Annotated in this window: 22 protein-coding genes and 2 pseudogenes; 14 read left to right on the forward strand and 10 right to left on the reverse strand. The window is 67.2% G+C overall.

The features are described from left to right. Nucleotides 1–46 precede the first annotated feature (46 nt). From M5I08_RS06910 to M5I08_RS06935, 6 genes are all read right to left on the reverse strand, one after another. Nucleotides 47–349 carry a DUF3349 domain-containing protein gene (locus M5I08_RS06910; RefSeq protein ID WP_219066381.1) on the reverse strand — a complete coding sequence of 101 codons (303 nt, stop codon included), beginning with the start codon at nt 347–349 and terminating at the stop codon, nt 47–49. 59 nt (nt 350–408) lie between these two features. Further along, nucleotides 409–699 carry a hypothetical protein gene (locus M5I08_RS06915; RefSeq protein WP_219066348.1) on the reverse strand — a complete coding sequence of 97 codons (291 nt, stop codon included), beginning with the start codon at nt 697–699 and terminating at the stop codon, nt 409–411. Beyond that, nucleotides 696–1,949, reverse strand: coding sequence for an inorganic phosphate transporter (locus tag M5I08_RS06920; RefSeq protein ID WP_219066347.1), 1,254 nt, complete (start codon nt 1,947–1,949; stop codon nt 696–698). Before M5I08_RS06920 ends, M5I08_RS06915 begins: the two co-directional genes overlap by 4 nt. A gap of 77 nt (nt 1,950–2,026) precedes the next feature. Continuing rightward, nucleotides 2,027–2,452, reverse strand: a complete 426-nt coding sequence (locus M5I08_RS06925; RefSeq protein WP_219066346.1) for a VOC family protein — start codon at nt 2,450–2,452, stop codon at nt 2,027–2,029. Between the two features lie 13 nt (nt 2,453–2,465). Next, entirely contained in the window at nt 2,466–3,359 is an 894-nt protein-coding gene (locus tag M5I08_RS06930; protein ID WP_219066345.1) for an SDR family oxidoreductase, read from the reverse strand. A gap of 97 nt (nt 3,360–3,456) precedes the next feature. Continuing rightward, nucleotides 3,457–4,359, reverse strand: a complete 903-nt coding sequence (locus tag M5I08_RS06935) for a 1,4-dihydroxy-2-naphthoyl-CoA synthase (RefSeq protein ID WP_219066344.1) — start codon at nt 4,357–4,359, stop codon at nt 3,457–3,459. Between the two features lie 203 nt (nt 4,360–4,562). Between M5I08_RS06935 and M5I08_RS06940 the strand changes: the two genes are divergently transcribed. The 6 genes and pseudogenes from M5I08_RS06940 to M5I08_RS06965 all read left to right on the forward strand — a co-directional run. Beyond that, complete coding sequence (locus tag M5I08_RS06940) at nt 4,563–5,273, forward strand: VIT1/CCC1 transporter family protein (protein ID WP_249763172.1); 711 nt, start codon at nt 4,563–4,565, stop codon at nt 5,271–5,273. 197 nt (nt 5,274–5,470) lie between these two features. Further along, nucleotides 5,471–6,439, forward strand: a complete 969-nt coding sequence (locus tag M5I08_RS06945; protein ID WP_219066343.1) for an o-succinylbenzoate synthase — start codon at nt 5,471–5,473, stop codon at nt 6,437–6,439. A 10-nt stretch (nt 6,440–6,449) separates the two neighbouring features. Further along, complete coding sequence (locus M5I08_RS06950) at nt 6,450–6,995, forward strand: DoxX family membrane protein (protein WP_219066342.1); 546 nt, start codon at nt 6,450–6,452, stop codon at nt 6,993–6,995. A gap of 131 nt (nt 6,996–7,126) precedes the next feature. Further along, nucleotides 7,127–7,513 (forward strand): annotated as a pseudogene (locus M5I08_RS06955) (IS607 family transposase); the annotation flags it as partial. A gap of 698 nt (nt 7,514–8,211) precedes the next feature. Next, nucleotides 8,212–9,885, forward strand: a complete 1,674-nt coding sequence (locus M5I08_RS06960) for a hypothetical protein (protein WP_219066341.1) — start codon at nt 8,212–8,214, stop codon at nt 9,883–9,885. Nucleotides 9,886–9,929: 44 nt separating this feature from the next. Next, a pseudogene (locus M5I08_RS06965) lies at nt 9,930–10,411 on the forward strand (helix-turn-helix domain-containing protein); the annotation flags it as partial. Between the two features lie 396 nt (nt 10,412–10,807). On the opposite strand, the gene M5I08_RS06970 reads toward M5I08_RS06965, so the two are convergent. Continuing rightward, a complete protein-coding gene (locus M5I08_RS06970) occupies nt 10,808–11,635 on the reverse strand; it encodes an alpha/beta fold hydrolase (RefSeq protein ID WP_219066340.1) in 828 nt (275 codons plus the stop codon). Between the two features lie 121 nt (nt 11,636–11,756). On the opposite strand from M5I08_RS06970, the gene M5I08_RS06975 reads away from it, so the two are divergent. The 3 genes from M5I08_RS06975 to M5I08_RS06985 all read left to right on the forward strand — a co-directional run bounded on the left by M5I08_RS06975 (nt 11,757) and on the right by M5I08_RS06985 (nt 14,799). Next, nucleotides 11,757–12,545 (forward strand): alpha/beta fold hydrolase, encoded by a 789-nt coding sequence (locus M5I08_RS06975; protein ID WP_219066339.1) that lies wholly within the window; start codon nt 11,757–11,759, stop codon nt 12,543–12,545. 74 nt (nt 12,546–12,619) lie between these two features. Next, nucleotides 12,620–14,251, forward strand: coding sequence for a 2-succinyl-5-enolpyruvyl-6-hydroxy-3-cyclohexene-1-carboxylic-acid synthase (menD, locus tag M5I08_RS06980; protein WP_219066338.1), 1,632 nt, complete (start codon nt 12,620–12,622; stop codon nt 14,249–14,251). Nucleotides 14,252–14,277: 26 nt separating this feature from the next. Then, the gene (locus M5I08_RS06985) at nt 14,278–14,799 is read left to right on the forward strand and encodes a DUF3592 domain-containing protein (RefSeq protein WP_370328623.1); all 522 of its coding nucleotides are present in this window, start codon (nt 14,278–14,280) and stop codon (nt 14,797–14,799) included. On the opposite strand, the gene M5I08_RS06990 is transcribed toward M5I08_RS06985, so the two are convergent. Continuing rightward, a complete protein-coding gene (locus M5I08_RS06990; RefSeq protein WP_219066337.1) occupies nt 14,763–15,134 on the reverse strand; it encodes a hypothetical protein in 372 nt (123 codons plus the stop codon). The genes M5I08_RS06985 and M5I08_RS06990 overlap by 37 nt on opposite strands. A gap of 130 nt (nt 15,135–15,264) precedes the next feature. Here M5I08_RS06990 and M5I08_RS06995 point away from each other — a divergent pair, with 130 nt between their 5' ends. Next, nucleotides 15,265–16,392 carry a glycosyltransferase family 4 protein gene (locus tag M5I08_RS06995; RefSeq protein WP_219066336.1) on the forward strand — a complete coding sequence of 376 codons (1,128 nt, stop codon included), beginning with the start codon at nt 15,265–15,267 and terminating at the stop codon, nt 16,390–16,392. Between the two features lie 27 nt (nt 16,393–16,419). Then, a complete protein-coding gene (locus M5I08_RS07000) occupies nt 16,420–17,112 on the forward strand; it encodes a demethylmenaquinone methyltransferase (protein WP_219066335.1) in 693 nt (230 codons plus the stop codon). An 83-nt stretch (nt 17,113–17,195) separates the two neighbouring features. Here M5I08_RS07000 and menJ read toward each other — a convergent pair whose 3' ends face one another. Beyond that, nucleotides 17,196–18,407, reverse strand: coding sequence for a menaquinone reductase MenJ (gene menJ, locus M5I08_RS07005; RefSeq protein WP_370328588.1), 1,212 nt, complete (start codon nt 18,405–18,407; stop codon nt 17,196–17,198). A 21-nt stretch (nt 18,408–18,428) separates the two neighbouring features. On the opposite strand from menJ, the gene grcC1 reads away from it, so the two are divergent. The 3 genes from grcC1 (at nt 18,429) to M5I08_RS07020 (ending at nt 20,670) form a co-directional block, all read left to right on the forward strand. Beyond that, nucleotides 18,429–19,445, forward strand: coding sequence for a nonaprenyl/(2E,6E)-farnesyl/geranylgeranyl diphosphat synthase (gene grcC1 / locus M5I08_RS07010; protein ID WP_219066333.1), 1,017 nt, complete (start codon nt 18,429–18,431; stop codon nt 19,443–19,445). Nucleotides 19,446–19,514: 69 nt separating this feature from the next. Beyond that, nucleotides 19,515–20,378: a zinc metalloprotease HtpX gene (gene htpX / locus M5I08_RS07015; RefSeq protein ID WP_219066332.1), complete on the forward strand. Its 864-nt coding sequence runs from the start codon at nt 19,515–19,517 to the stop codon at nt 20,376–20,378. A gap of 79 nt (nt 20,379–20,457) precedes the next feature. Then, entirely contained in the window at nt 20,458–20,670 is a 213-nt protein-coding gene (locus M5I08_RS07020) for a type II toxin-antitoxin system HicB family antitoxin (protein WP_219066331.1), read from the forward strand. A gap of 66 nt (nt 20,671–20,736) precedes the next feature. On the opposite strand, the gene M5I08_RS07025 is transcribed toward M5I08_RS07020, so the two are convergent. Further along, nucleotides 20,737–21,762 (reverse strand): NAD(P)H-dependent glycerol-3-phosphate dehydrogenase, encoded by a 1,026-nt coding sequence (locus M5I08_RS07025; protein ID WP_219066330.1) that lies wholly within the window; start codon nt 21,760–21,762, stop codon nt 20,737–20,739. Nucleotides 21,763–21,767: the final 5 nt, after the last annotated feature.

Here is a 21,767-nt window from a genome sequence, read left to right on the forward strand (position 1 = left end):
GGGCGCGCGGAGGAGCCGTGCGCCACGGCGAATGCGCGCAGAACGGCTATCCGGCCTCCTCGCCGTCGCGGGCGTTGTCTAACGGCCAACCCCTGGCGACCAGCCGTTCCCGCACCCGTTCGACGTCCTGCAAGGTTGGCAGTTCGTCGGTCATCTGGATAATCAACACACCGATGTCGATGTCATCGAACCCGTCACGATGCATCAGATCGCGGGCCACCGCCTTGACCTCCTCGCCGCTCAGCTGTCGGCACAGCAGGGCGAGTACCGGAAAGTAGTCGGTGGGCGGAATTCCGTCCGGATACCCGGCACGCAGCCAGGCGACTATTGAGGACAGGAATCGGTTCAGGGTGCGTCAACCTCCCCGCCGGGCCGGTGTTAAGCCTGAGTAGCGAATGGACTTTGATTTTATCCGGGTTTGGCTCCGAGGATGTACCAGCCGGTGTGCAGCCCGATGAAGTCCCGGGCGATGTACACCACGCCGATGAAGACCGCAGTCAGCACCAATCCGTATATCAGCCAGCTGATTGCGGTCAGCGCCGGCTTCTTGTGTTCGACGGCCTCGCCTGCGCCGCTGACACCGGCGCCGGCGGCGCCCAGCCGCACCGCCAGCGCGAACAGCGCAGGCAAGGCACTGCCGATGAGCAAGCCGAAGATCAGGATCTTCAAGCTAGCCTGGTAGTTGAACCAGTGGCTCACTGCATGCCCGCCTTCTTTGCGGCAACGGTCTTGGGCGCCACGACGTCGAATACGGGGATCTCGCCGTTTGTTTGGGGAGCGCCTGCAGTGACGGTGACTGCCTCGGTGGCCTCGTCCAACCCGGCTGTCAGGTTGCCCTTCCACTCGGCGTTGACGTTCGTGTGGTCGATCTTCGTCTGGCGCGACCGCAGGTAAATGGCCGACGCCGTCGCGATTAGCAGGCAAAAGCCGATGATCGCGCCGAGGAAGCCGCCGATCTCGTGGACTGTCCAGTAGGTGATCGCACCGACCAGACCGGCCGACGGCAGCGTGATGAGCCATGCCGTCGCCATCCGGCCGGCCACTCCCCAGCGCACCTCCGCGCCGGGTTTGCCTACCCCGCTGCCCAGCACGGATCCGGTCACCACCTGGGTGGTGGACAGCGCGTAACCGAATTGAGCAGACAGCAAAATGACTGCGGCAGAGGAGGTTTCGGCGGCCATCCCCTGTGGTGGCTTGATCTCGACGATCCCCTTACCCATGGTGCGGATGATTCGCCAGCCGCCGAAATAGGTGCCCAACGCCATCGCCGTCGCGCAGGCCAGGATGACCCAGAACGGGGGCAAGGCGGCGGTTCTGCTGACGGCGCCGTAGGAGATCAGCGCCAGGAAGATGATGCCCATGGTTTTCTGCGCGTCGTTGGTGCCGTGTGCCAGCGACACCAGCGACGCGGAGAAGATTTGGCCCCGGCGGAAGGCTCCGTCGGTGCGCTGCTGCGGGACGCCGCGGGTGAAGCGGTACACCAGCCAGGTGCCGATCGCGCCGACCAGTCCGGCCAACACCACCGACACCAGGGCCGGGATGAGCACGCGGGACACCACGCCGGTCCAGATCACCCCGTGTCCACCGACCGCGGCGATCGTGGCGCCGACGATCCCGCCGACCAGGGCGTGTGACGAGCTCGACGGGATACCCAGGAGCCAGGTCAGCAAGTTCCAGACGATTCCGCCGACTAAACCGGCGAAGACCAGGTCGAGAGTCACCAGATGACCGTCGATCAGATCCTTGGCGATCGTCGCGGCGACAGCGGTGGACAGGAATGCACCTGCCAAGTTCAGCACAGCCGAGAGTGTCACCGCGGCCTTCGGTGCGAGCGCGCCGCTGGCGATGGAGGTGGCCATGGCGTTGCCCGTGTCATGGAACCCGTTGGTGAAATCGAACGCGAGCGCTGTGATCACGACGATAATCAGAAGGAACAGCTGAAGGTTCACGGCGCTAATTCTGGTGGTATGAAGACCCGGTTGTCGAAAGAACGGTCGCGTGATTCGCTAGCATCTTGCGCTCGTCGTCAGATGTTGGCGTGCGGTTCACCCGTGGCTTTGGGGCGTTTACGGCGAGTGTCGCGGCGCAGCGGGTGATCGCCGGGTACCTGGACGAAGATCAGGGTCACGCCGTCGGGATCGGTGACGTGCATTTCGTGCAGACCCCATGGTTCGCGCCGGGCTTCGCGGGCGATCGGCACCCCTCTGGCCTCCAGCTCCGCTTGCGTCGCGGCGAGATCGCGCACCTGCAGCCACAGCGCGCCCGGAAACGGCCCGGCAGGGCGGTCCGGGGCCCCGTGACCGGCCAGCTCGATCAGCGACTGGCCGGCGTAGAACACGGTGCCCGCTCCGTACTCGCGGGCGATTGCCAATCGAAGCTGGTCGCGATAGAAGCTCAGCGATCGCTGGTAGTCCGCCGGCCGAAACAGTATCCGGCTGGCAAGGATTTCCATGCCATCGTGTCTATCACGCGTTCGGCTTGTTGGGCTGAAGCCGCTGGCGTCTTATCAGCGTGGTCGCTAAACCGGGACCGATGGTGTCCAGTGCCTGGGCGACGACCGCCATTCGCGGCGCGATGCGGACCGGCCGGGTGCGGGCGGCGGTGAGCATCCAGCCGGCTGCCTCGCGTGGCGTCAACGCGGGCAACCCCTGGTATTCCTTGGTCGGCGCGATCATCGGGGTGGCCACCAGCGGGTAATACAACGTGGTCGAGTGCACACCCTTGGTGCCCCACTCGGTTTCAATCACCCGGCTGACTGCTGACAGCGCGGCCTTCGACGCGTTGTACACCGAGAACAGCGGTGATGCCTCGCTGAACACCCCCCAGGTGGCGACGTTGATGATGTGCCCGTCGCGGCGCTGCAGCATCCCGGGCGCGATCGCGCGGATCAGGCGCAGTGGTGAGTAGTAGTTGAGCACCATCGTCCGCTCGACGTCATGCCAGCGTTCCAGCGACTCGACCAACGGACGGCGAATCGAGCGACCGGCGTTGTTGACCAAGATGTCCACGCCGCCCAGACGCTGCTCGACGTCGGCGGCCAGGGCATCGACGGCATCCATGTCCGACAGATCGCAGGGGATCGCGATCGCGGTGCCGCCGCGGTCTTCGATCCGGCCCACCAGCGCATCCAGCAGTTCTTGACGGCGGGCCACGGCGACCACGGTGGCGCCGCGCTTTGCGAACTCCTCGGCGGCGCTCTCGCCGATCCCCGACGACGCCCCGGTGAGCAGGATGCGCTTGCCGTCGAGGTCGACGGGTTTGGCGGCCGGGCGGTATGCCGCTAGTTGCGGCGCCAGGGGCGGGCGCATCGTGGCCAGCGCGAACTTGTCGGCCAATCGTCTCAGTGGACTTCTGCTCACGCCGGGAGTCTAGTGTGCGCCCTCTCGCACCGAGATTGACGTTAGCGCCATTAGCTCACGCAGTTTGAGCGCTAGCGTCGATCTCGACGAGGCGCCTTTAGAAGTAGCGCGGGAACCGGCTCCAATCGGGCGGCCGCTTTTCCAGGAACGCGTCGCGGCCCTCGACGGCTTCGTCGGTCATGTACGCCAGCCGGGTGGCCTCACCGGCGAACAGCTGCTGGCCTACCAGCCCGTCGTCGAGCAGGTTGAACGCGTACTTCAGCATCCGTTGTGCTTGAGGTGATTTCGCGTTGATCTCGGCAGCCCATTGCATACCCGCCGATTCCAGTTCTGCGTGGTCGACTACGGCGTTGACCGCGCCCATCGCGTGCATCTGCTCGGCGGTGTAGTCGCGGCCCAGGAAGAAGATCTCGCGCGCGAACTTCTGGCCCACCTGCCGGGCCAGGTATGCGCTGCCGTAGCCGCCGTCGAAGCTGCCGACATCGGCGTCGGTCTGCTTGAACCGGGCGTGCTCGCGGCTGGCCAGGGTGAGGTCACAGACCACGTGCAGGCTATGCCCGCCGCCCGCCGCCCAACCGTTGACCAGGCAGATCACCACCTTGGGCATGAACCTGATCAGCCGCTGCACTTCCAGGATGTGCAGTCGACCGGCGCGGGCGGTGTCGACGGTGTCCGCGGTCTCGCCGGCGGCGTACTGGTAGCCGCTGCGCCCGCGGATGCGCTGATCGCCGCCCGAGCAGAACGCCCAACCGCCGTCTTTGGGCGACGGCCCGTTTCCGGTCAACAGCACCACGCCGATATCGGGCGACATCCGGGCATGGTCGAGCACCCGGTAGAGCTCGTCGACGGTGTGCGGGCGAAACGCGTTGCGCACCTCGGGCCGGTTGAACGCGACCCGCACCGTGGCGTCGGCGAGGTGGCGATGATAGGTGATATCGGTCAGTTCGCTGAACCCGTCGACCGGCTTCCAGTCCTCAGCTCGAAAAGGAGTGTCGCTCATCGTATTACAGCGCGCCCCGCGCTTCGGGCCTGCCTTCGCTCGACATCTGGATCAAGGATCTTGTTCGCCGGTTTCAGCCACCACGGTGGCCGGACTGGTTTGCTGCTGGCCATACCGGCGACGGTACCCGGCAGCCTGGCGCACACTTTGGCAAGGCTCGGTTTCCTGGCGCCGGCGGCGTGCGCCGCTTAGGGTGTGGCTCCGTGCCCAGATTGCATCCGCGCGAGCCGCACTTGGGTTCGGTGTCGGCCAGGTTGAATTGGCTGCGCGCCGGCGTGCTCGGCGCCAACGACGGGATCGTGTCAACCGCCGGCATCGTCGTCGGCGTTGCCGCGGCGACCGTCGCACGCGGCCCGATCATGACCGCCGGAGTCGCCGGGTTGGCGGCGGGCGCGGTGTCGATGGCACTGGGCGAATACGTATCAGTGAGTGCTCAGCGCGACACCGAGCAGGCGCTGCTGCACAAGGAGCTCCGGGAGCTGGATGAGGATCCGCTCGCCGAGCTCGACGAACTCGCGGCGCTATATGAAGCCAAGGGCCTGTCGGTGGCGACGGCACGCACTGTCGCCGACGAACTCACCGACCACAATCCGGTCGCCGCGCACGCCGAGGTGGAGCTTGGCTTCGATCCCGAGGACCTGACCAACCCGTGGCAGGCGGCGCTCTCGTCGGCGTTGGCGTTCAGCGTCGGCGCGCTGCTGCCACTGATAGCGATCTTGGCTGCACCGGTCGCGCTGCGAATTCCAGTCACGGTCGCGGCGGTGCTGGCGGCCCTGGTGATGACTGGGGCGGTGTCGGCCCGCCTCGGCGGGGCGGTGCAGCATCGGGCAATACTGCGGAACTTCGTCGGCGGCGGTCTGGCCCTGGCGGTCACCTACCTGATAGGTCATCTGGTGGGGGCTGTAGTCTCCTGAGCTCCAACGGCGTCCAGCCGGGCGTTCGCGTCGGCGCGCAGCGCAACGTGCGCTGCGCGTGTTCTCTTCGAGATGTGGGATCGACCGTCGTCCGTCATGTGGCCAAGACTAGAACGTGTTGCAATTCGAGTCTGTCGCACCCTGTCGATGCCCGCAAGCTCACTAGTATCCGAGCACATGGCCGCCCGGACAGAGCAATGTCTCCAGCCTTAGCCGACGTTCTCGACCGCCTGCACGTGGTGGCCCTGCCGATGCGGGTGCGCTTCCGCGGCATCACCACCCGCGAGCTGGCATTGCTCGACGGCCCGGCCGGCTGGGGCGAATTCGGCGCCTTCACCGAATACGACCACCCCGAAGCCGCGCACTGGCTGGCCGCCGCTCTCGACTCGGCCTACCGCCCGGCGCCGCCCGCGCGGCGAGACCGTATCGCGATCAACGCCACGGTCCCGGCCGTTCCCGCAGCGCAGGTGCCGGAAATGCTCGCCCGTTTTCCCGGCGCGGGCACCGCAAAGGTCAAGGTCGCCGAACCGGGCCAAACGCTGGCCGACGACGTCGCCCGGGTCGACGCCGTCCGTGCACTGATTCCCGCGGTGCGGGTCGACGCCAACGGCGCCTGGACCGTCGCGCAGGCCGTCGAAGCCGCCGCCGCGCTGACCGCGAGCGGTCCGCTGGAGTATCTCGAGCAGCCCTGCGGCAGCATCGAGGAGCTGGCCGAAGTGCGTCGTCGGGTCGACGTTCCGATCGCCGCCGATGAGAGCATTCGCAAAGCCGGCGACCCGTTGGCCGTGGTCCGCGCCGGCGCCGCCGACATCGCGGTGCTGAAAGTTGCTCCGCTGGGCGGTATTTCGGCGCTGCTGAAGATCGCCGCCCAGATCGACATCCCGGTCGTGATCTCCAGCGCGCTGGATTCGGCGGTCGGGATCGGTATTGGCCTGGCCGCCGCCGCCGCCTTGCCGCAACTGCATCACGCCTGCGGCCTGGGCACCGGCCGGCTGTTCGCCGAGGACGTCGCCGAGCCTGTCACGCCGGTCGACGGCTACCTGCCGGTCGCGCCGGCGACCCCGGATCCGGCCCGGCTGCAGGCGCTGACCGCTGAGCCGCGGCGCCGCCAGTGGTGGATCGACCGGGTCAGGGCCTGCTATCCGATGGTGTCCTGGGTGCCGTAGCGTGCAAGGGGTGGGCGTACCCAGAGATTGGCGGAACTGGGACGTTGCCGGGGTGCGGATCGCATTCGGCATCATCTGGGCGGTTGACGCATGGCTGAAGTGGCAACCCGGTTTCCGCGCGACCTTCCTGCCGAACATGATCAGTACCGCCGACGCCGAGCCGCACTGGATCAAATGGTGGTTCGATTTCGTTGTCGCGCTGGAGCGTTCCGCGCCGGCATTATTCGTCTACATCGGTGCCGTCACCGAGACGTTGCTGGCGATCACGTTGATTCTGGGCTTCGCCCGCCGCGTCGTCTTCGTCGGCGGCGCGCTGTATGCCCTGACGATCTGGTGCACGGCAGACGGTTTCGGCGCGCCGTACGGTCCCGGCGCGACCGACATCGGACCGAGCATCATCTACGCCATGGTTTTTCTCGCACTGCTGGTCATGCTTGAACGCGGTCACAGCAGTCGTCTGTCGCTGGATGCCGCGATCGTCCGCCGCTTCTCGCTGTGGTCCCGGCTCGCCGGACCGGTGGACCGGGGCGGCGCCGCGGCGCGTCGGCGACCATAGACAGCGCGCCGCATTCGGTGATCGCCGACGGCTCGCGGTGCGCCGTTGTCCTGATTTGTGGGGTTGCGAACAGTTGGCAGGATACTGAGCTGTAGTGAGCGCATGAACGTTCTAGTGAGTATGCCGTTGGCGTGAATTTGACTGAGTGGGCGCGGTCTCAGGGTGTGCATCCGCAGACGGCGTACCGCTGGTTTCGGGAAGGGGTGTTGCCGGTTCCGGCGGTGCGGGTGAACGAGCGGACGGTGTTGGTGTCCCCCGCCGCGGTGGGCGGGCCGGGGGACACCGCGTTCGGGTTGTATGCGCGGGTGTCCTCGCATGATCAGAAGTCGGACTTGGATCGCCAGGTCGCGCGGCTTACCGGCTGGGCCGCGCTGGCGGCGCACGGCCGCCGGCTGGTGGTGCTCGACGACGGCGAGGTTGACGACGACCTGGTGCGCGACATGGTGGAGGTGCTCACAAGTTTCTGTGCTCGTCTCTACGGCCGGCGCAGCGCGCGGAACAGAGCGCTCAAGGCGGTCGGGTGGCACAGCGTGATGTCGGCCCGCAGGCGGTTGTCGGTGGCCGGGGGAATGATGGCGGCCATGAGTAAGACCGTGGAGAAGATTGAGCGTGTCACGTTGTCCACGCTCACACAGCGGGGTTGGACCGATGGCGCTGTCAAACGGTTCCTAGGCGAGCCGGATGCCCTGGTGGCGAACCCGAATTATCGAAGTGGTCCGAAGATGCGCCTCTACGGCCTGCCTCGTGTGGAGGCGGCCGAGCGCAGTGAGCGCTGGTGTACATGGTTTGACAAGACCAAGACGCGGCGGGTGAAGGCGTCGGCTCAACAAAGTGAGCGGATGAACGCTTCTCGCGTGGAACTGGCCGCACAGATCAGCGCGGTCGTGATCCGTATTCCGCACTTGGCGAAGGACGAGCTGTTCGGTGTGGCGGTCGCCGACCGTAACGCCCAGTCAGCATGGCACGCGGCCGAAAGGGGCCGCTACAACCACGATCCCGCCACGGTGTCCTCGGTTGATCCCGCTGCGCCGCGGCGGTGGGCGGTCAATTATCTGCGCCATGTCGAGACCGATTACGACTGGTTATTGGACAGTGTGACCGGCCGGGTGGGCGTCACCGAAGCTCGCCAGCTCATCCGTGAGCGGGTACTCAACGGTATCGCCGCCCAGTACCCGTATCTGGCAGCAGAGTGCGCCCGCCAACAGGCATACCGCTGATGAACCTGCGCGCGATTGCTGATCCGTTTGTCGCCGCTGTGTCGTCTGGTGCACGGGTACGCGCCCGGTTGCGCGTCAACGACACTGATGCGGTGGTGCTCACCCAAGTTGGTGGGTTACTGGGCGAGCTTGCGGGTCGTGACCTGGCCGCGCGGCGCCGGGAGGGCCGGTTGGATGCGAAAGGTAAAGCGCAGTCGCGTCAGAAGCGGAAGAAGGCGTTAACGAGCGAGTCGTCGTCGCGGTGGGCAGGGGCGATCACCCGCACCAGCGAGGACCAGTACCGGTTGGCTGAACAGAACCTGTGGGCTGAACGCGCCAGCCTCGCCGCGCGGATACGAACCATCACTACCCGTTTAGCGGCCCCGGTCGGCGGCGATCAGGTCGGCGCCGGTAAGAAGGCGGCGCGCGGGTATGCGAGCAAGTCGGAGCGGCACGCGAAGACGGTCCGGTTGCAAACGCTCACCACGCGCCTGGACGCGGTCGACGCCGGCCTGATGGCCGGGACCGTTCATGTGGTGCGGGGCGGGAAAGCGTTGCTGCACAAGCGGAATAACCTCGACGACGCGGGACTGACTGTGCAGCAATGGCGCCAACAGTGGGCGGCGGCGCGGTTGTTCCTGACCGCTGACGGGGAAAAGGACAAAGCGTGGGGCAACGAAACAATCCGCTGGAACCCCGATGAGCGGTGGCTGGAACTGAAACTCCCCGCTCCGCTGACACACTTGGCGAATCGTCCCCACGGCCGGTATCGACTTTCGTGTCCAGTCGAGTTCACCTACCGCGGTGAGGAGGTCGCTGCACAGGCCGCTGCCGGGGCGGTCCGCTACGACATCAGCTGCGACCCCGAATCGGGGCGCTGGTATGTGGATGCCTCCTGGAGGGCAGCGCCGTCCCCTGCACCGTCGCTCGACGAATTGCGTCAACATCCGGTCGCGGCGGTCGATGTCAACGATGGACACCTCGCTGTCACCAGCGTCTGCCCGGACGGCAACATCCTCGGCGCCGCCCGCACCCTCGTCCTCAATCTGACAGGACAGTCGGCTAGGACTCGTGACGGCCGGCTGCGGGCTGCGATCACCGGCCTGCTCACCCACGCTCACGCGGTCGGCGCCAAAGCGATCGTGATCGAAAACCTCGACTTCGTCGACGCCCGAACACAGGGCCGCGAGAAGACCGGCAACCGGCCCAGCCGAGGACGAAAGGGCCGCCGGTTCCGCCGGCAGATCGCCGGCATCCCCACCGCCAAATTCCGGGACCGGCTGACCCAGATGGCGTCAAACACCGGGCTCGCGGTCATCGTCGTGGATTCCGCTTACACGTCGAAATGGGCCGCCCAACACTGGCTGGCCCCCATGAAAAACCATCACCCCCAGACTTCCGGGCACCACGCAGCCGCGTTGGTGATCGGCAGACGCGGACTCGGTCACCGGGCCCGGCGTCGCGTGAACACGAACCCGCCCGCCCCAGCGGAGGCGAGCCGGGTCAACAACCGCGACACCCGGACAACCCCGGCAACCCAGCGAGCACCCAGGAAACCCGCCACCCCACGAGGCAACCGGCAGCCGACAGGCACCAAGACCAGACGTGCTCACAGGACCACGGCGAGAATCCAGGCGACCCACGACCGTTCGGGGCCGCCCACCGGGCGAAACTCAGTTCCGCTCAGTGTCTAGGAACGGTGTGAGGCGTAGGCGACATAGGGCCAACACTGAGCGGTATGACGCGAAAAGTCGTGACCCTCGGGTTTCCCGGCGTGCAGGCCCTGGACGTGGTCGGGCCGTTCAATGTGTTCGCCGGCGCATCACTGGCTTTGTCCGCCCACGGCAAGGAGCCCTATCCAGCCGTTTCGGGCGTCGATCGACGGGAAACCGGTGTCCACCGAGACCGGGTTGACCTTCGCCACCGTCGAACTGCGCGTTGGCGCGGGAATTCCCGGCGGTCGACGTCGACCCGGACCCGATTTTCGTGCGCAGCTCGGCCAGCGTGTGGACCGCGGCCGGCGTCTGTGCGGGCATCGATTTGGCGCTGGCGCTGGTGGAGGAGGATCACGGCGCCGCGCTGGCCCAAACAGTGGCCCGTTACCTGGTGCTGCATCTGCGCCGGCCCGGCGGGCAGACGCAGTTCGCCGCGCCGGTGTGGGTGGCTCGGGCCAAGCGCGAACCCATCCGCGCCGTCCAAGATGCGATCGAATCCGAACCTCGGGGCGCGACCTGGACGGCGTCGGTGTGCTCGGGTTCGATCATCCTGGCGGCGGCGGGATTGCTCAATGGCAAGCTCGACTGCGGCCACATGTCCAAGGCGTCGGTGAAGACCAAAGCCGCCGCAACCGCGCTGATGGCCAGGGGTATCGCCAAACCGGCTCAGCTCAAGGCCGGGACGCTGCTGCTGTGGGACCGCGCGCTGTCGGTCGCGCGGGCCAAGGTGGCGCGTCGCTGAATTGCTGCGGCGCAACGGCCGCTACTGCCCATATGCTTGGCTTCGCTCAACGAGATCGACGCCAGCGTGCCGGTCACTCGCACGTTTTCGCTTCAACGTCAATCTCGATGGCGCTTCGTCATAGCGGACGAGCTGCTTTTTAATCAACGACTCGCGACGCTAAGCTGCGATCGCGTCGATCACTGCTTCGGGCTTATCAAGGGCGACAAAAGTTTTCGCGTCAGGCACCTCGATCAACTGGGCGTTGCCGAACGCCTCAGCGAGCCGGCGGCCCAGGCTCGGCGTGAAGCAGCGATCCGCCTGGCCCCAGACCAGCGTGACCGGCTTGTTGAACCGCGCTAGCCGGGTGGCCACGTCGGTGAGATCGGTCTTGGCCACCTGACGCAGCAGTGCCGCCAGGTCGCGGCAGATGCGTGAGTCGCCCCGGCACGGTTGCAGCCAGCCGGCCGTCATGTCCTGGTCGGGGTGGTTGGTCAGCAGGCCGTATCCAAGCGGGGAGCGGCGCAGCGCGCCCAGCCGCATCGGTCCGATGAGCGCCTTGATCGAGATGGGACCGCGAAGCGCGGCGAACACCAGGTCGAATGGGGCAGGAGGGCATTTGTCGAACGCGTCGCAGTTGGTTAGCACCAGGCGGCCGATCCGGTCCGGATGGGCGTCGATGACCAGTTGGCACAGGCCTCCGCCGGTGTTGCTGCCGACCAGCGTCACGCCGGAAAGGTCGAGGGCGATGATCGCGTCGTTGATCAGCTCCGCGACACCGGGCAGCGATAGCACGCCCGTGTCGTTGACCGGGATGGTGTGTGAGCCCAACGGCAAAGTCGGCGCGATGCAGCGATACCCGAGCCGCCCCAGGTCTTCAGCGACGTCGCGCCACAGTTGCCCGTCCACCAGGATGCCGTGGACGAACAAGACCGGCGGGTACGCCGAATTTTGCGGCCCGAACTCCTGGTATTCGATGGTGGCCTTCGCGAGCGCCAGCTGTGCCATGGGTTTGTCCTCCTCGAACTGCTCGATTCCGTCACTGAAAGTAGAGCGCAAAGCGCCTGCCAGTCGACGCTGCGAACTGCCAGATACTGCCACCGCGCGGGCGTCGCGTAGGTTCGTCGTCGTGATCAACCTGGCTTACGATGACCAAGGTGCCGGAGAGCCCGTCGTGTTCATCGCCGGCCGCGGCGGTGCCGGACGCACCTGGCACCTGCATCAGGTACCGGCTTTCGTGAAAGCGGGCTACCGCGTCATCACCTTCGACAATCGCGGGGTGGGCGCGACGGCCAACGCCGACGGCTTCACGACGGAGACCATGGTCGCCGACACCGCAGCGCTGATCGAATCCCTCGGAGCCGCCCCAGCGCGCATCGTCGCAGTGTCGATGGGGGCATTCATCGCCCAAGAGCTCATGGTGGCCCGACCCGACCTGGTCAGTCAGGCCGTGCTGATGGCCACCCTCGGCCGGCTGGACCGGGCACGTGACTTCTTCCGCACCGCCGAAGACGACTTCGGCGCCTCCGGGGTTCAACTGCCCGTTTCCTACGATGCGAAAGTCCGCCTGCTGGAGAACTTTTCACCAAAAACGCTGAGCAACGACGACGCCGTCGCGGAGTGGATCGGCATGTTCACCATCTGGCCCGTCAAGGTCACCCCCGGGCTGATCCGCCAAGGCGTGGTGTGGCCGCGCGAGAGCCGGTTGCCGGCCTACCGCGGCATCACCGCGCAGGTGCTGGTACTCGGCTTTGCCGACGATGTGGTGACCCCGCCGCATCTTGGCCGAGAGGTCGCCGAGGCCATACCCCACGGCCAGTTCCTGCAGCTCGCCGACACCGGGCACCTCGGGTTCCTGGAGCGTCCCGAGTCGGTCAACTCCGCGATCCTGCAGTACTTCGGCTTTATGGGGGTCTAACGGTCACGGGAGTTGCCTGTCGACCTCCTCAGCGGGCCGTCGGCTCGCATCGTCGCCCGACGTAGGCTGGCCTGGTGAATCCGTCGACGGCCCAGGCCCGTGTCGTCGTCGATGAATTGACCCGTGGCGGCGTCCGCGACGTGGTGTTGTGCCCGGGCTCACGCAACGCGCCGTTGGCGTTTGCGCTGCAAGACGCCGACCGGGCAGGCGGGCTTCGGCTGCATGTGCGCATCGACGAGCGGACCGCCGGGTACCTGGCGATCGGGCTGGCGATCGCCGCGGGTGCGCCGGTGTGTGTGGCGATGACGTCGGGCACGGCCGTGGCCAACCTGGGTCCCGCCGTGGTGGAGGCCAACTACGCGCGGGTGCCGCTGATCGTGCTGTCGGCCAACCGGCCCTATGAACTGCTGGGCACCGGCGCCAACCAGACCATGGAGCAGCTGGGCTACTTCGGCACCCAGGTCCGCGCCACGATCAGTCTCGGGCTGGCCGAGGATGCGCCGGAGCGGATGGACACCTTCAACGCGACCTGGCGATCGGCCACCTGCCGGGTGCTGGCAGCGGCTACCGGCGCCCGTAGCGCCAACGCCGGGCCGGTGCAATTCGACATCCCGCTGCGCGAGCCGCTGGTACCCGACCCCGATCCCGGCCCCACCCCGCCGGGGCGCCTGGGCGGCAAACCATGGACTTACTTCCCGCAGGTCAGCTTCGACCAGCCGCTGGACCTCGACCTGAGCCGCGACACCGTCGTCATCGCCGGCCACGGCGCCGGTGCGCAGCCAGAGCTGGCGGCATTGCCGACCGTCGCCGAGCCGACCGCCCCGCCGGCCGCCAACCCGCTGCACCCGCTGGCGCTGCCGCTGCTGCGCCCGCAGCAGGTGATCATGCTCGGCCGTCCGACCCTGCACCGACCGGTCTCGGCGCTACTGGCCGACGCGAAAGTGCCCGTCTACGCGCTGACCACCGGCCCGCGCTGGCCCGATGTGTCGGGTAACTCCCAAGCCACCGGCACCCGGGCAGTCACCACCGGCGAACCGAACCCGGCCTGGCTGGGCCGTTGCGCCGAGCTCAACCGGCACGCGCTCACCGCGGTGCGTGAGCAGCTGAAGGGCCATCCGCTGACCACCGGCCTGCACGTCGCCGCCGCCGTCGCCGATGCGCTACGCCCCGGTGACCAACTGGTGCTCGGTGCGTCGAACCCGGTGCGCGACGCCGCGCTGGTGGGCCTAGGGGCCGCGGAGCATCGCGGAAAGATCAAAGTGCGCTCCAACCGCGGGGTCGCCGGCATCGACGGCACGGTGTCCACCGCAATCGGCGCGGCTTTGGCCCACGACGGGCGCACGGTGGCATTGATCGGCGACTTGACCTTCATCCACGACAGCTCCGGGTTGCTGATCGGGCCGACCGAGCCGGTGCCGGCCGACCTGGCCATCGTGGTGTCGAACGACAACGGCGGCGGCATCTTCGAGCTGCTCGAGCAGGGCGACCCGCGATTTTCTGACGTGTCCTGCCGGGTGTTCGGCACCCCGCACGACGTCGACGTCGGCGCGCTGTGCCGCGCCTACCATGTCGACAGCCGGCAGATCGAGATCGATGAGCTCGGCCCAGCGCTCGACGAAACCGCTGCCGGCATGCGGGTGCTCGAGGTCAAGGCCGACCGGTCCTCGTTGCGGCAGCTGCACGCAGCGATCAAGGCAGCGCTGTGAAGGTGCCCGCTAGAGCGGCGGCGGCGCTGGCATCATTTAAAGCCCTGGCGCGCAGCCTGATCCACGATCGCAGCGGCGCCATGCCCGATACTCGCGGGCATCGCGTGGTGCACTGGGCACGGATCGGGGTGCTGACCGTGGCCGGGCTGGTCACGCTGCAGTCGTTGCTGCTGGTAGCCGGTGCCTGGCGCAACGACATTGCCATCCAACGCAATATGGGAGTGGCGGAGGCCGAGGTGCTCAGCGCTGGACCGCGGCGCTCCACCGTCGAATTCGTGACGCCGGACCGGGTCACCTACCGTCCGGAGCTCGGTGTGCTGTATCCGTCCGAATTGGCAACGGGCATGCGGATTTACGTCGAATACGACAAACTCAACCCCAATCTGGTGCGAGTGCAACACCGTAACTCCAAGCTGTCCATCGTCCCGGCCGGATCCATCGCGATGTTCGGCTGGCTGATCGCCGCCGTCGCGCTGGGCGGGCTGGCCTTGGCGGACAAACGGCTGGACCGTCAGCTGGGCAAGGTGTCCAGCCAACTCGAGTCGTGAATATCGACCAGCCTATTCGCTTTGAGGTCGTAAACTGTTGGCGTGCCTGACTGATCCGGATTGACCTGAACCAGTCGTGCTCTGTTGGCGTCGTTGAGCGCGCCGGTATCGACAGCGTGATCGCCGGCGGCGATCCGGTCGGCGACCACCTGCGATAGCCCGCTTTGGCGGGCCATCGCCGCGATGTCGTTGTTGTTCTGGCCGTCTTTACTTTGGTGGCGAAAGAGGTCTTGCACGAAAGCCTGATACCCCGTCGGCGATGTCGCCGGACCGGCCGCCAAGAACAGCGCATTGGCGATTCGGGCGGAAACGGTCGTTGCGATGCTTGGCGTCAAGGAAGGTCAGCGCCGCCACCGCCCATGCCTGCAGGCAGAACCGCATTGTCCAGCCCTCTTTGCGGCAGAGTTCGCATGACGTATGCCCGTCGGTAACCATATCGACAGGCGACGCTGCCACCGTGATGGTGTGCGCGTATCGATTGTCACGGAGTCTTTCCTCCCGCACATCAACGGCGTCAGCAACTCGGTGGTTCGGATACTCGAGCACCTGCGCCGCACCGGTCACGAAGCCCTTGTCATAGCACCCGACACGCCGCCGGGACAGCCGCCGGCCGATCGGATCCACGACGGTATCCGGGTGCACCGGACGCCGTCGCGAATGTTTCCGAAGGTGACGACGCTGCCCCTCGGAGTGCCCACGCCTCGGCTGGTGAGCGTCCTGCGCGGATTCGACCCTGACGTCGTGCATTTGGCCTCACCGGCGCTGCTCGGCTACGGCGGGCTGCGGGCGGCCCGGCGTCTCGGCGTGCCAACGGTCGCGGTATATCAGACCGACGTACCGGGTTTCGCGCAGAGCTACGGGGTCGGGATCACCGCGCGGGCGGCATGGACGTGGTTCCGTCACTTGCACGGCCTCGCCGACCGCACCCTGGCGCCGTCCACTGCTACAATGGAATCCCTTGTTGCACACGGTGTTCCGCGAGTGTACCAGTGGGCACGCGGCGTCGACGTGATCCGCTATGTACCGTCGGCTCGCAATGAGGTCCTGCGGCAGCACTGGTCCCCGGACGGCAAGCCAATCGTCGGGTTTGTCGGGCGGCTGGCGCCGGAGAAGCATGTCGAGCGGCTGATCGGGTTGGCTTCCAGCGACACGGTGCAGGTGGTCATCGTCGGCGACGGGGTCGACCGTGCCAAGCTGCGATCAGCAATGCCCACAGCTGTATTCACTGGCGCGCTGTACGGCGACGAGCTCGCCGAAGCGTATGCCAGCATGGATGTCTTCGTGCACGCCGGCGAGCACGAGACGTTCTGCCAAGTCGTGCAGGAAGCGCTGGCGTCGGGGTTGCCGGTGATAGCCCCCGACGCCGGCGGACCGCGCGATCTGGTTATCCCGTGGCGCACCGGACTGTTGTTGGGGGTCAACGAGTTCGAGGCGCAGCTGCCCTCGGCTGTCGCGCACCTGCTGGCCGAACGACAGCGCTACGCGTTGGCAGCCCGGCGCAGCGTGCTGCACCGCAGCTGGTCGGCGATCTGCGACGAGCTGCTCGGCCACTACGACGCGGTGCGGGGCAACCGGCGTGCAGTGGCCGCCTGAGCTAGCCCCGGGCTGTACCGTCGACTCGTGAGTCGTGCTGCCTTGGACAAGGACCCCCGAGACGTCGCGTCGATGTTCGACGGCGTGGCCCGGCGCTACGATCTGACCAACACCGTGTTGTCGCTCGGCCAGGACCGGTATTGGCGTCGCGCCACCCGGTTGGCGCTGGACATCAGATCGGGTCAGAAGGTGCTAGATCTGGCCGCGGGCACCGCGGTGTCGACGGTGGAGCTGGCCGGCTCCGGCGCGTGGTGCGTGGCGACGGACTTTTCGATCGGAATGTTGGCAGCCGGACGGGCGCGCATCGTGCCGAAGGTCGCCGGTGATGCGACCCGATTGCCATTCGGCGACAACGTGTTCGACGCCGTCACGATCAGTTTCGGGCTGCGCAATATCGCCGACCGCGACGCGGCGCTGCGCGAGATGGCTCGGGTCACCCGTCCCGGCGGGCGGTTGGCGGTGTGCGAATTCTCCACGCCCACCAACCGGCTATTGGCGACGGCCTACAAGGAGTATTTGATGCGGGCGCTGCCGCGGTTAGCGCGGGTGGTGTCGAGCAATCCGGAGGCGTATGTGTACCTGGCCGAGTCGATTCGGGCCTGGCCCGACCAGCCCGCGCTGGCGCGTCAGATTTCAGCTGCCGGATGGTCGGCGGTGCGGTGGCGCAACCTGACCGGCGGCATCGTCGCATTGCACGCCGCCTACAAGGCGCCCAGCTGACTTTTCTTGCCGCGAGCGTGCGCAGCTGTACGCCGACACGCCGTGACGGGCGGACAGCTGCGCACGCTCGGCGCAGAGGCCGACTAGCTGAACGGCTTTCGGCGGTCGATCAGCCGCGAGGCCAGCCCACCGCCGCGCCACACCCGAGCGACCCAGTCGGCGTCGTCGTCGGTGACCAGGTTGCCCATCACCCGCACCGCGACGCCCATCAGCGCCGTCGAGCGCATCGCGATCGGACCGGTCGCCGGCAAGAACCGCGGGAACGTCAACAGCAATGCCAGCCGGCGAGCCACCGAAAACCCGCGCCCGTAATGCGACTGCAACACCGACGGCCACAGGCCGGCCGAACCCAGCAGCTCGACGGCCAGCCGCCCGGTCTCCAGCCCGTAGTCGATGCCCTCGCCGTTCAGCGGGTTGACACAGGCGGCGGCGTCGCCGATCAGCATCCAGTTCCGGCCGGCCACCCCCGACACCGCACCGCCCATCGGCAGCAGGGCAGACGACACTGCGCGCGGCTGGCCGCTGAACCCCCACTCGTCGCGGCGCAGGTCGGTGTAATACGACATCAGCGGTCGCAGCGCCAGCTCAGCTGGCCGCTTGGAGGTCGACAGTGCACCCACGCCGACGTTCACCTCGCCGTTGCCCAGCGGGAAGATCCAGCCGTAGCCCGGCAGCACCGCGCCGTCGGGGGAACGCAGTTCCAGGTGCGAGGTCAGCCACGGCTCGTCGCTGCGCGGCGTGGCCAGGTAGCCGCGGGCGGCAATGCCGTAGACGGTGTCCTGATGCCAGCGCCGGCCCAGAACGCGCCCCAACGGCGAGCGGGCGCCGTCGGCGACGATCAGCTCGCGGCACCCGACCTCGGTCCCGTCGGCCAGCGCGACCGACACCACCCTGGCTGACGAATCATGACGCACCCCAACCGCTTTGACGCCGAGACGCATCCGCGCACCGGCGTCCTCGGCGACTTTGCGGATCCGGTCATCCAGCTCGACGCGGGCCACCGCGCTGCCGGTCGACGGGAACGACGGGCCGGGCCAGTCGACTTCCACCTCGCCGCCGAAGCCGCTCATGCGAAGCCCGCGATGCCGGATTCGGGCATTTAGCCAGTCGCCCAGGCCCAACCGCTCCAGCTCGGCGACCGCGCGGGGCGTCAACCCGTCGCCGCAGGCCTTGTCGCGGGGAAAGTTCGCCGCGTCGATCGCCAGCACGTCACGGCCCGCCCGAGCGGCCCAGGCGGCCGCCGCCGACCCGGCCGGTCCGGCGCCCACGACCACCACGTCGGCATCCGATCCCATGTTCACCAGTATGTTGGTGCCGTGAGGACTCCGGCGACTGTGGTGGCGGGCCTAGATCTCAGCGACTTGGGCGACGCCGCGTTTGCCACCGGAGTGCGGGACGGGGTTGCTCGCATCGAGCAAGTGATGGAAACCGAGCTGCGCGGCTCTGATGGCCTGATGACCGAGGCCGTGCTGCACCTGTTCGAGGCCGGCGGCAAACGCTTCCGCCCGCTGTTCACAGTGCTGTCGGCGCAGCTGGGACCGCGGCCGGACGCCGACGAGGTCACCATTGCCGGGGCCGTCATCGAACTGGTGCATCTGGCCACGCTCTACCACGACGACGTGATGGACGAGGCCGAGGTGCGCCGCGGCGCGCCCAGCGCCAACGTGCGGTGGGACAACAACGTCGCGATCTTGGCCGGCGACTACCTGTTCGCGACGGCCTCGCGGCTGGTATCGCGGCTGGGCCCCGACGCGGTGCGGATCATCGCCGAGACATTCGCCCAGCTGGTGACCGGTCAGATGCGCGAGACGCGCGGAGCGGCCGACGGCGCCGATCCCATCGAGCACTACCTGAAGGTGGTGCACGAGAAGACGGCCTGTCTGATCGGGGCGGCAGGGCAGTTCGGCGCGAAGTTCTCCGGCGCCGACGATGATCAGATCCAGCGGCTAAGCCGACTGGGCGGCATCCTCGGTACGGCGTTTCAGATCTCCGACGACATCATCGACATCGACAGCGACCCCGACGAGTCCGGCAAGCTGCCCGGCACCGACTTGCGTGAAGGCGTCCACACGTTGCCAGTGCTCTACGCGTTGCACGACAGCGGACCGGAGGTGGATCGGCTGCACGAACTGCTGGTCGGCCCCATCGACGACGACGCGCGGCTGGCCGAGGCGTTGGCGCTGTTACGGGCCTCGGCGGGCATGGCCGAGGCCAAGGCCACCGTGGCGCGATATGCGGTGCAGGCGGGTGAGGAGTTAGCGGGGCTGCCCGACAGCCCCGGGCGGCGGGCGCTGGCGACGCTGGTCGACTACACGATCAGCCGACACGGCTAGCTTCGGGAACCTGCTGGCATGTTGTGCGCGTTGAATGAGCGAGTCCCGGATGTTCGTAGGAGGAATTTGATGACCTGGCATCCGCACCACAACACGTTCAAGACGTTTGCGTTGCTGGTAGGCATGTCGGCGCTGATCGTGTTCGTCGGCGGGCTGTTCGGCCGAACGGCGCTGTGGATCGCTGTGCTGTTTGCCGTCGGCATGAACGTCTACACGTACTTCAACAGCGACAAGCTGGCACTGCGGGCGATGCATGCTCAGCCGGTGTCGGAGGTGCAGGAGCCGGTGATCTACCGGATCGTGCGTGAGCTGGCCACCGCGGCCCACCAGCCGATGCCGCGGCTGTTCATCAGCGACACTGTCGCGCCCAACGCGTTCGCCACCGGGCGCAACCCGCGCAACGCCGCGGTGTGCTGCACCACCGGGATTCTGAACATCCTCAACGAGCGTGAGCTGCGTGCGGTCTTGGGTCATGAGCTTTCGCACGTCTACAACCGCGACATCCTGATCTCGTGTGTGGCCGGCGCGCTGGCATCGGTGATCACCGCATTGGCGAACATGGCGATGTTCGCCGGCATGTTCGGCGGCAACAACCGCGATGGCGCCAACCCCTTTGCGCTGCTGTTTGTTTCGATGCTCGGCCCGATCGCGGCGACGGTGGTGAGGATGGCGGTTTCGCGTTCGCGGGAATACCAGGCCGACGAGTCGGGTGCGCTGCTGACCGGCGATCCGTTGGCGTTGGCCTCGGCGCTGCGCAAGATCTCCGGTGGCGTGCAGGCCGCGCCGCTGCCCCCCGAGCCCCAGCTGGCCGCCCAGGCGCATCTGATGATCGCCAACCCGTTTCGCAACGGCGAACGAATCGGGTCGCTGTTCTCGACGCACCCGCCGATCGCCGACCGGATCCGCCGGCTCGAGGAAATGGCCGGGCGTTAGCCGCGGCGGCCCCATGAGTCTCCACAAGCCAGGCCTGTGGTGAATCTGCGTTTCACCCCGCATGTGATATCACGCCCCTATGAATCGTTACACGTACCGCGCGGAGTGGTCTGCTGAGCACGGCGAATACGTCGGTCGCTGCCTTGAATTGTCTTGGCTGCCAAGGTGGGCGCCGACGATGCAGCAGGCCATCGCCGACGTCGAGCAGGCCGCCGAGCAGCACGTGTCGCTGAATCAGTGGGCAGTGCAGAAGCTCGCCGATCGGCCGCCAACCGGGCTCTTCGACCTCTGATATCGCATACGGCCTCTTTTGCGAAACGGGTTGGCCCCAGCTCGCGGTACTGCTGTGACTGATGAGTCAGAAACCCGCGCCGTGCACCTCGTGGCCAGGCCTCTCCGCGGTCAATCCGCGGTAGGCGTCTTCGACGGTTGCGCCGTGGTTGATGACGGCGTCGACCTCACGCGCGATCGGCATGTTCAACCCGTACTCGTCGGCGAACTCCATGATCACGCTGGCCGCCTTGACACCCTCGGCGACTTGGTTCATCGACTTGATGATCTCGTCGATCGGTTTGCCGGCACCGAGCTGCTCACCGACGTGGCGGTTGCGGCTGCGCTGGCTGGTGCAGGTGACGATCAGATCGCCCATGCCGGCCAACCCGGCGAAGGTGTCGCGTTGCCCGCCCATAGCCTCGCCCAGCTTTGACATCTCGCGCACCGAGCGCGCCATCACCAAGGCGCGGGTGTTCTCGCCGATGCCCAACGAGTAGCCCATGCCGACGGCGATCGCGTAGACGTTCTTCAGCGCGCCGGCCATCTCAACGCCGATCACGTCGTCGGTGGTGTACACGCGAAACCGCCTGGTGCTGAACAGTTGTGCCAAATGCGCGGCCAGGTGGCTGTCGGGCATCGCCAGCACTGCGGCGGCTGCGTATCCCTCGCCTACCTCGCGGGCGATGTTGGGGCCGGCAAGGATGCCGGCCGGATGCCCGGGCAGCACTTCCTCAATGACCTGCGACATCCGCATGTTGGTGCCTTGCTCGAGGCCTTTGACCAAAGACACCACCGGCACCCACGGCCGCAGCTCGGCCGCCAGTTCGGTGAGCACGTCGCGGAACCCGTGCGACGGCACGCCCATGACGACGACGTCGGCGGCATTGGCGGCTTCGCTGAAGTCGGTAGTGGCGTGCAACGTTTCGCTGAGAACGACGTCCTTGCCCAGATAGCGGGTGTTGCGGTGGTTTTCGTTGATGTCCTTGGCGGTAGCTTCCGAGCGGACCCATTGCAGCGTCGGTGCGCGGCGCGCGCAGATGGAAGCGACGGTGGTGCCCCAGGAACCGCCACCCAAAACGACGACGTTCGGTTCGCGCAAAGCAGCAGCCATGGCGA

Source organism: Candidatus Mycobacterium methanotrophicum (assembly GCF_023515995.1).
In the GTDB taxonomy this organism is placed as follows: Bacteria; Actinomycetota; Actinomycetes; order Mycobacteriales; family Mycobacteriaceae; genus Mycobacterium; species Mycobacterium methanotrophicum.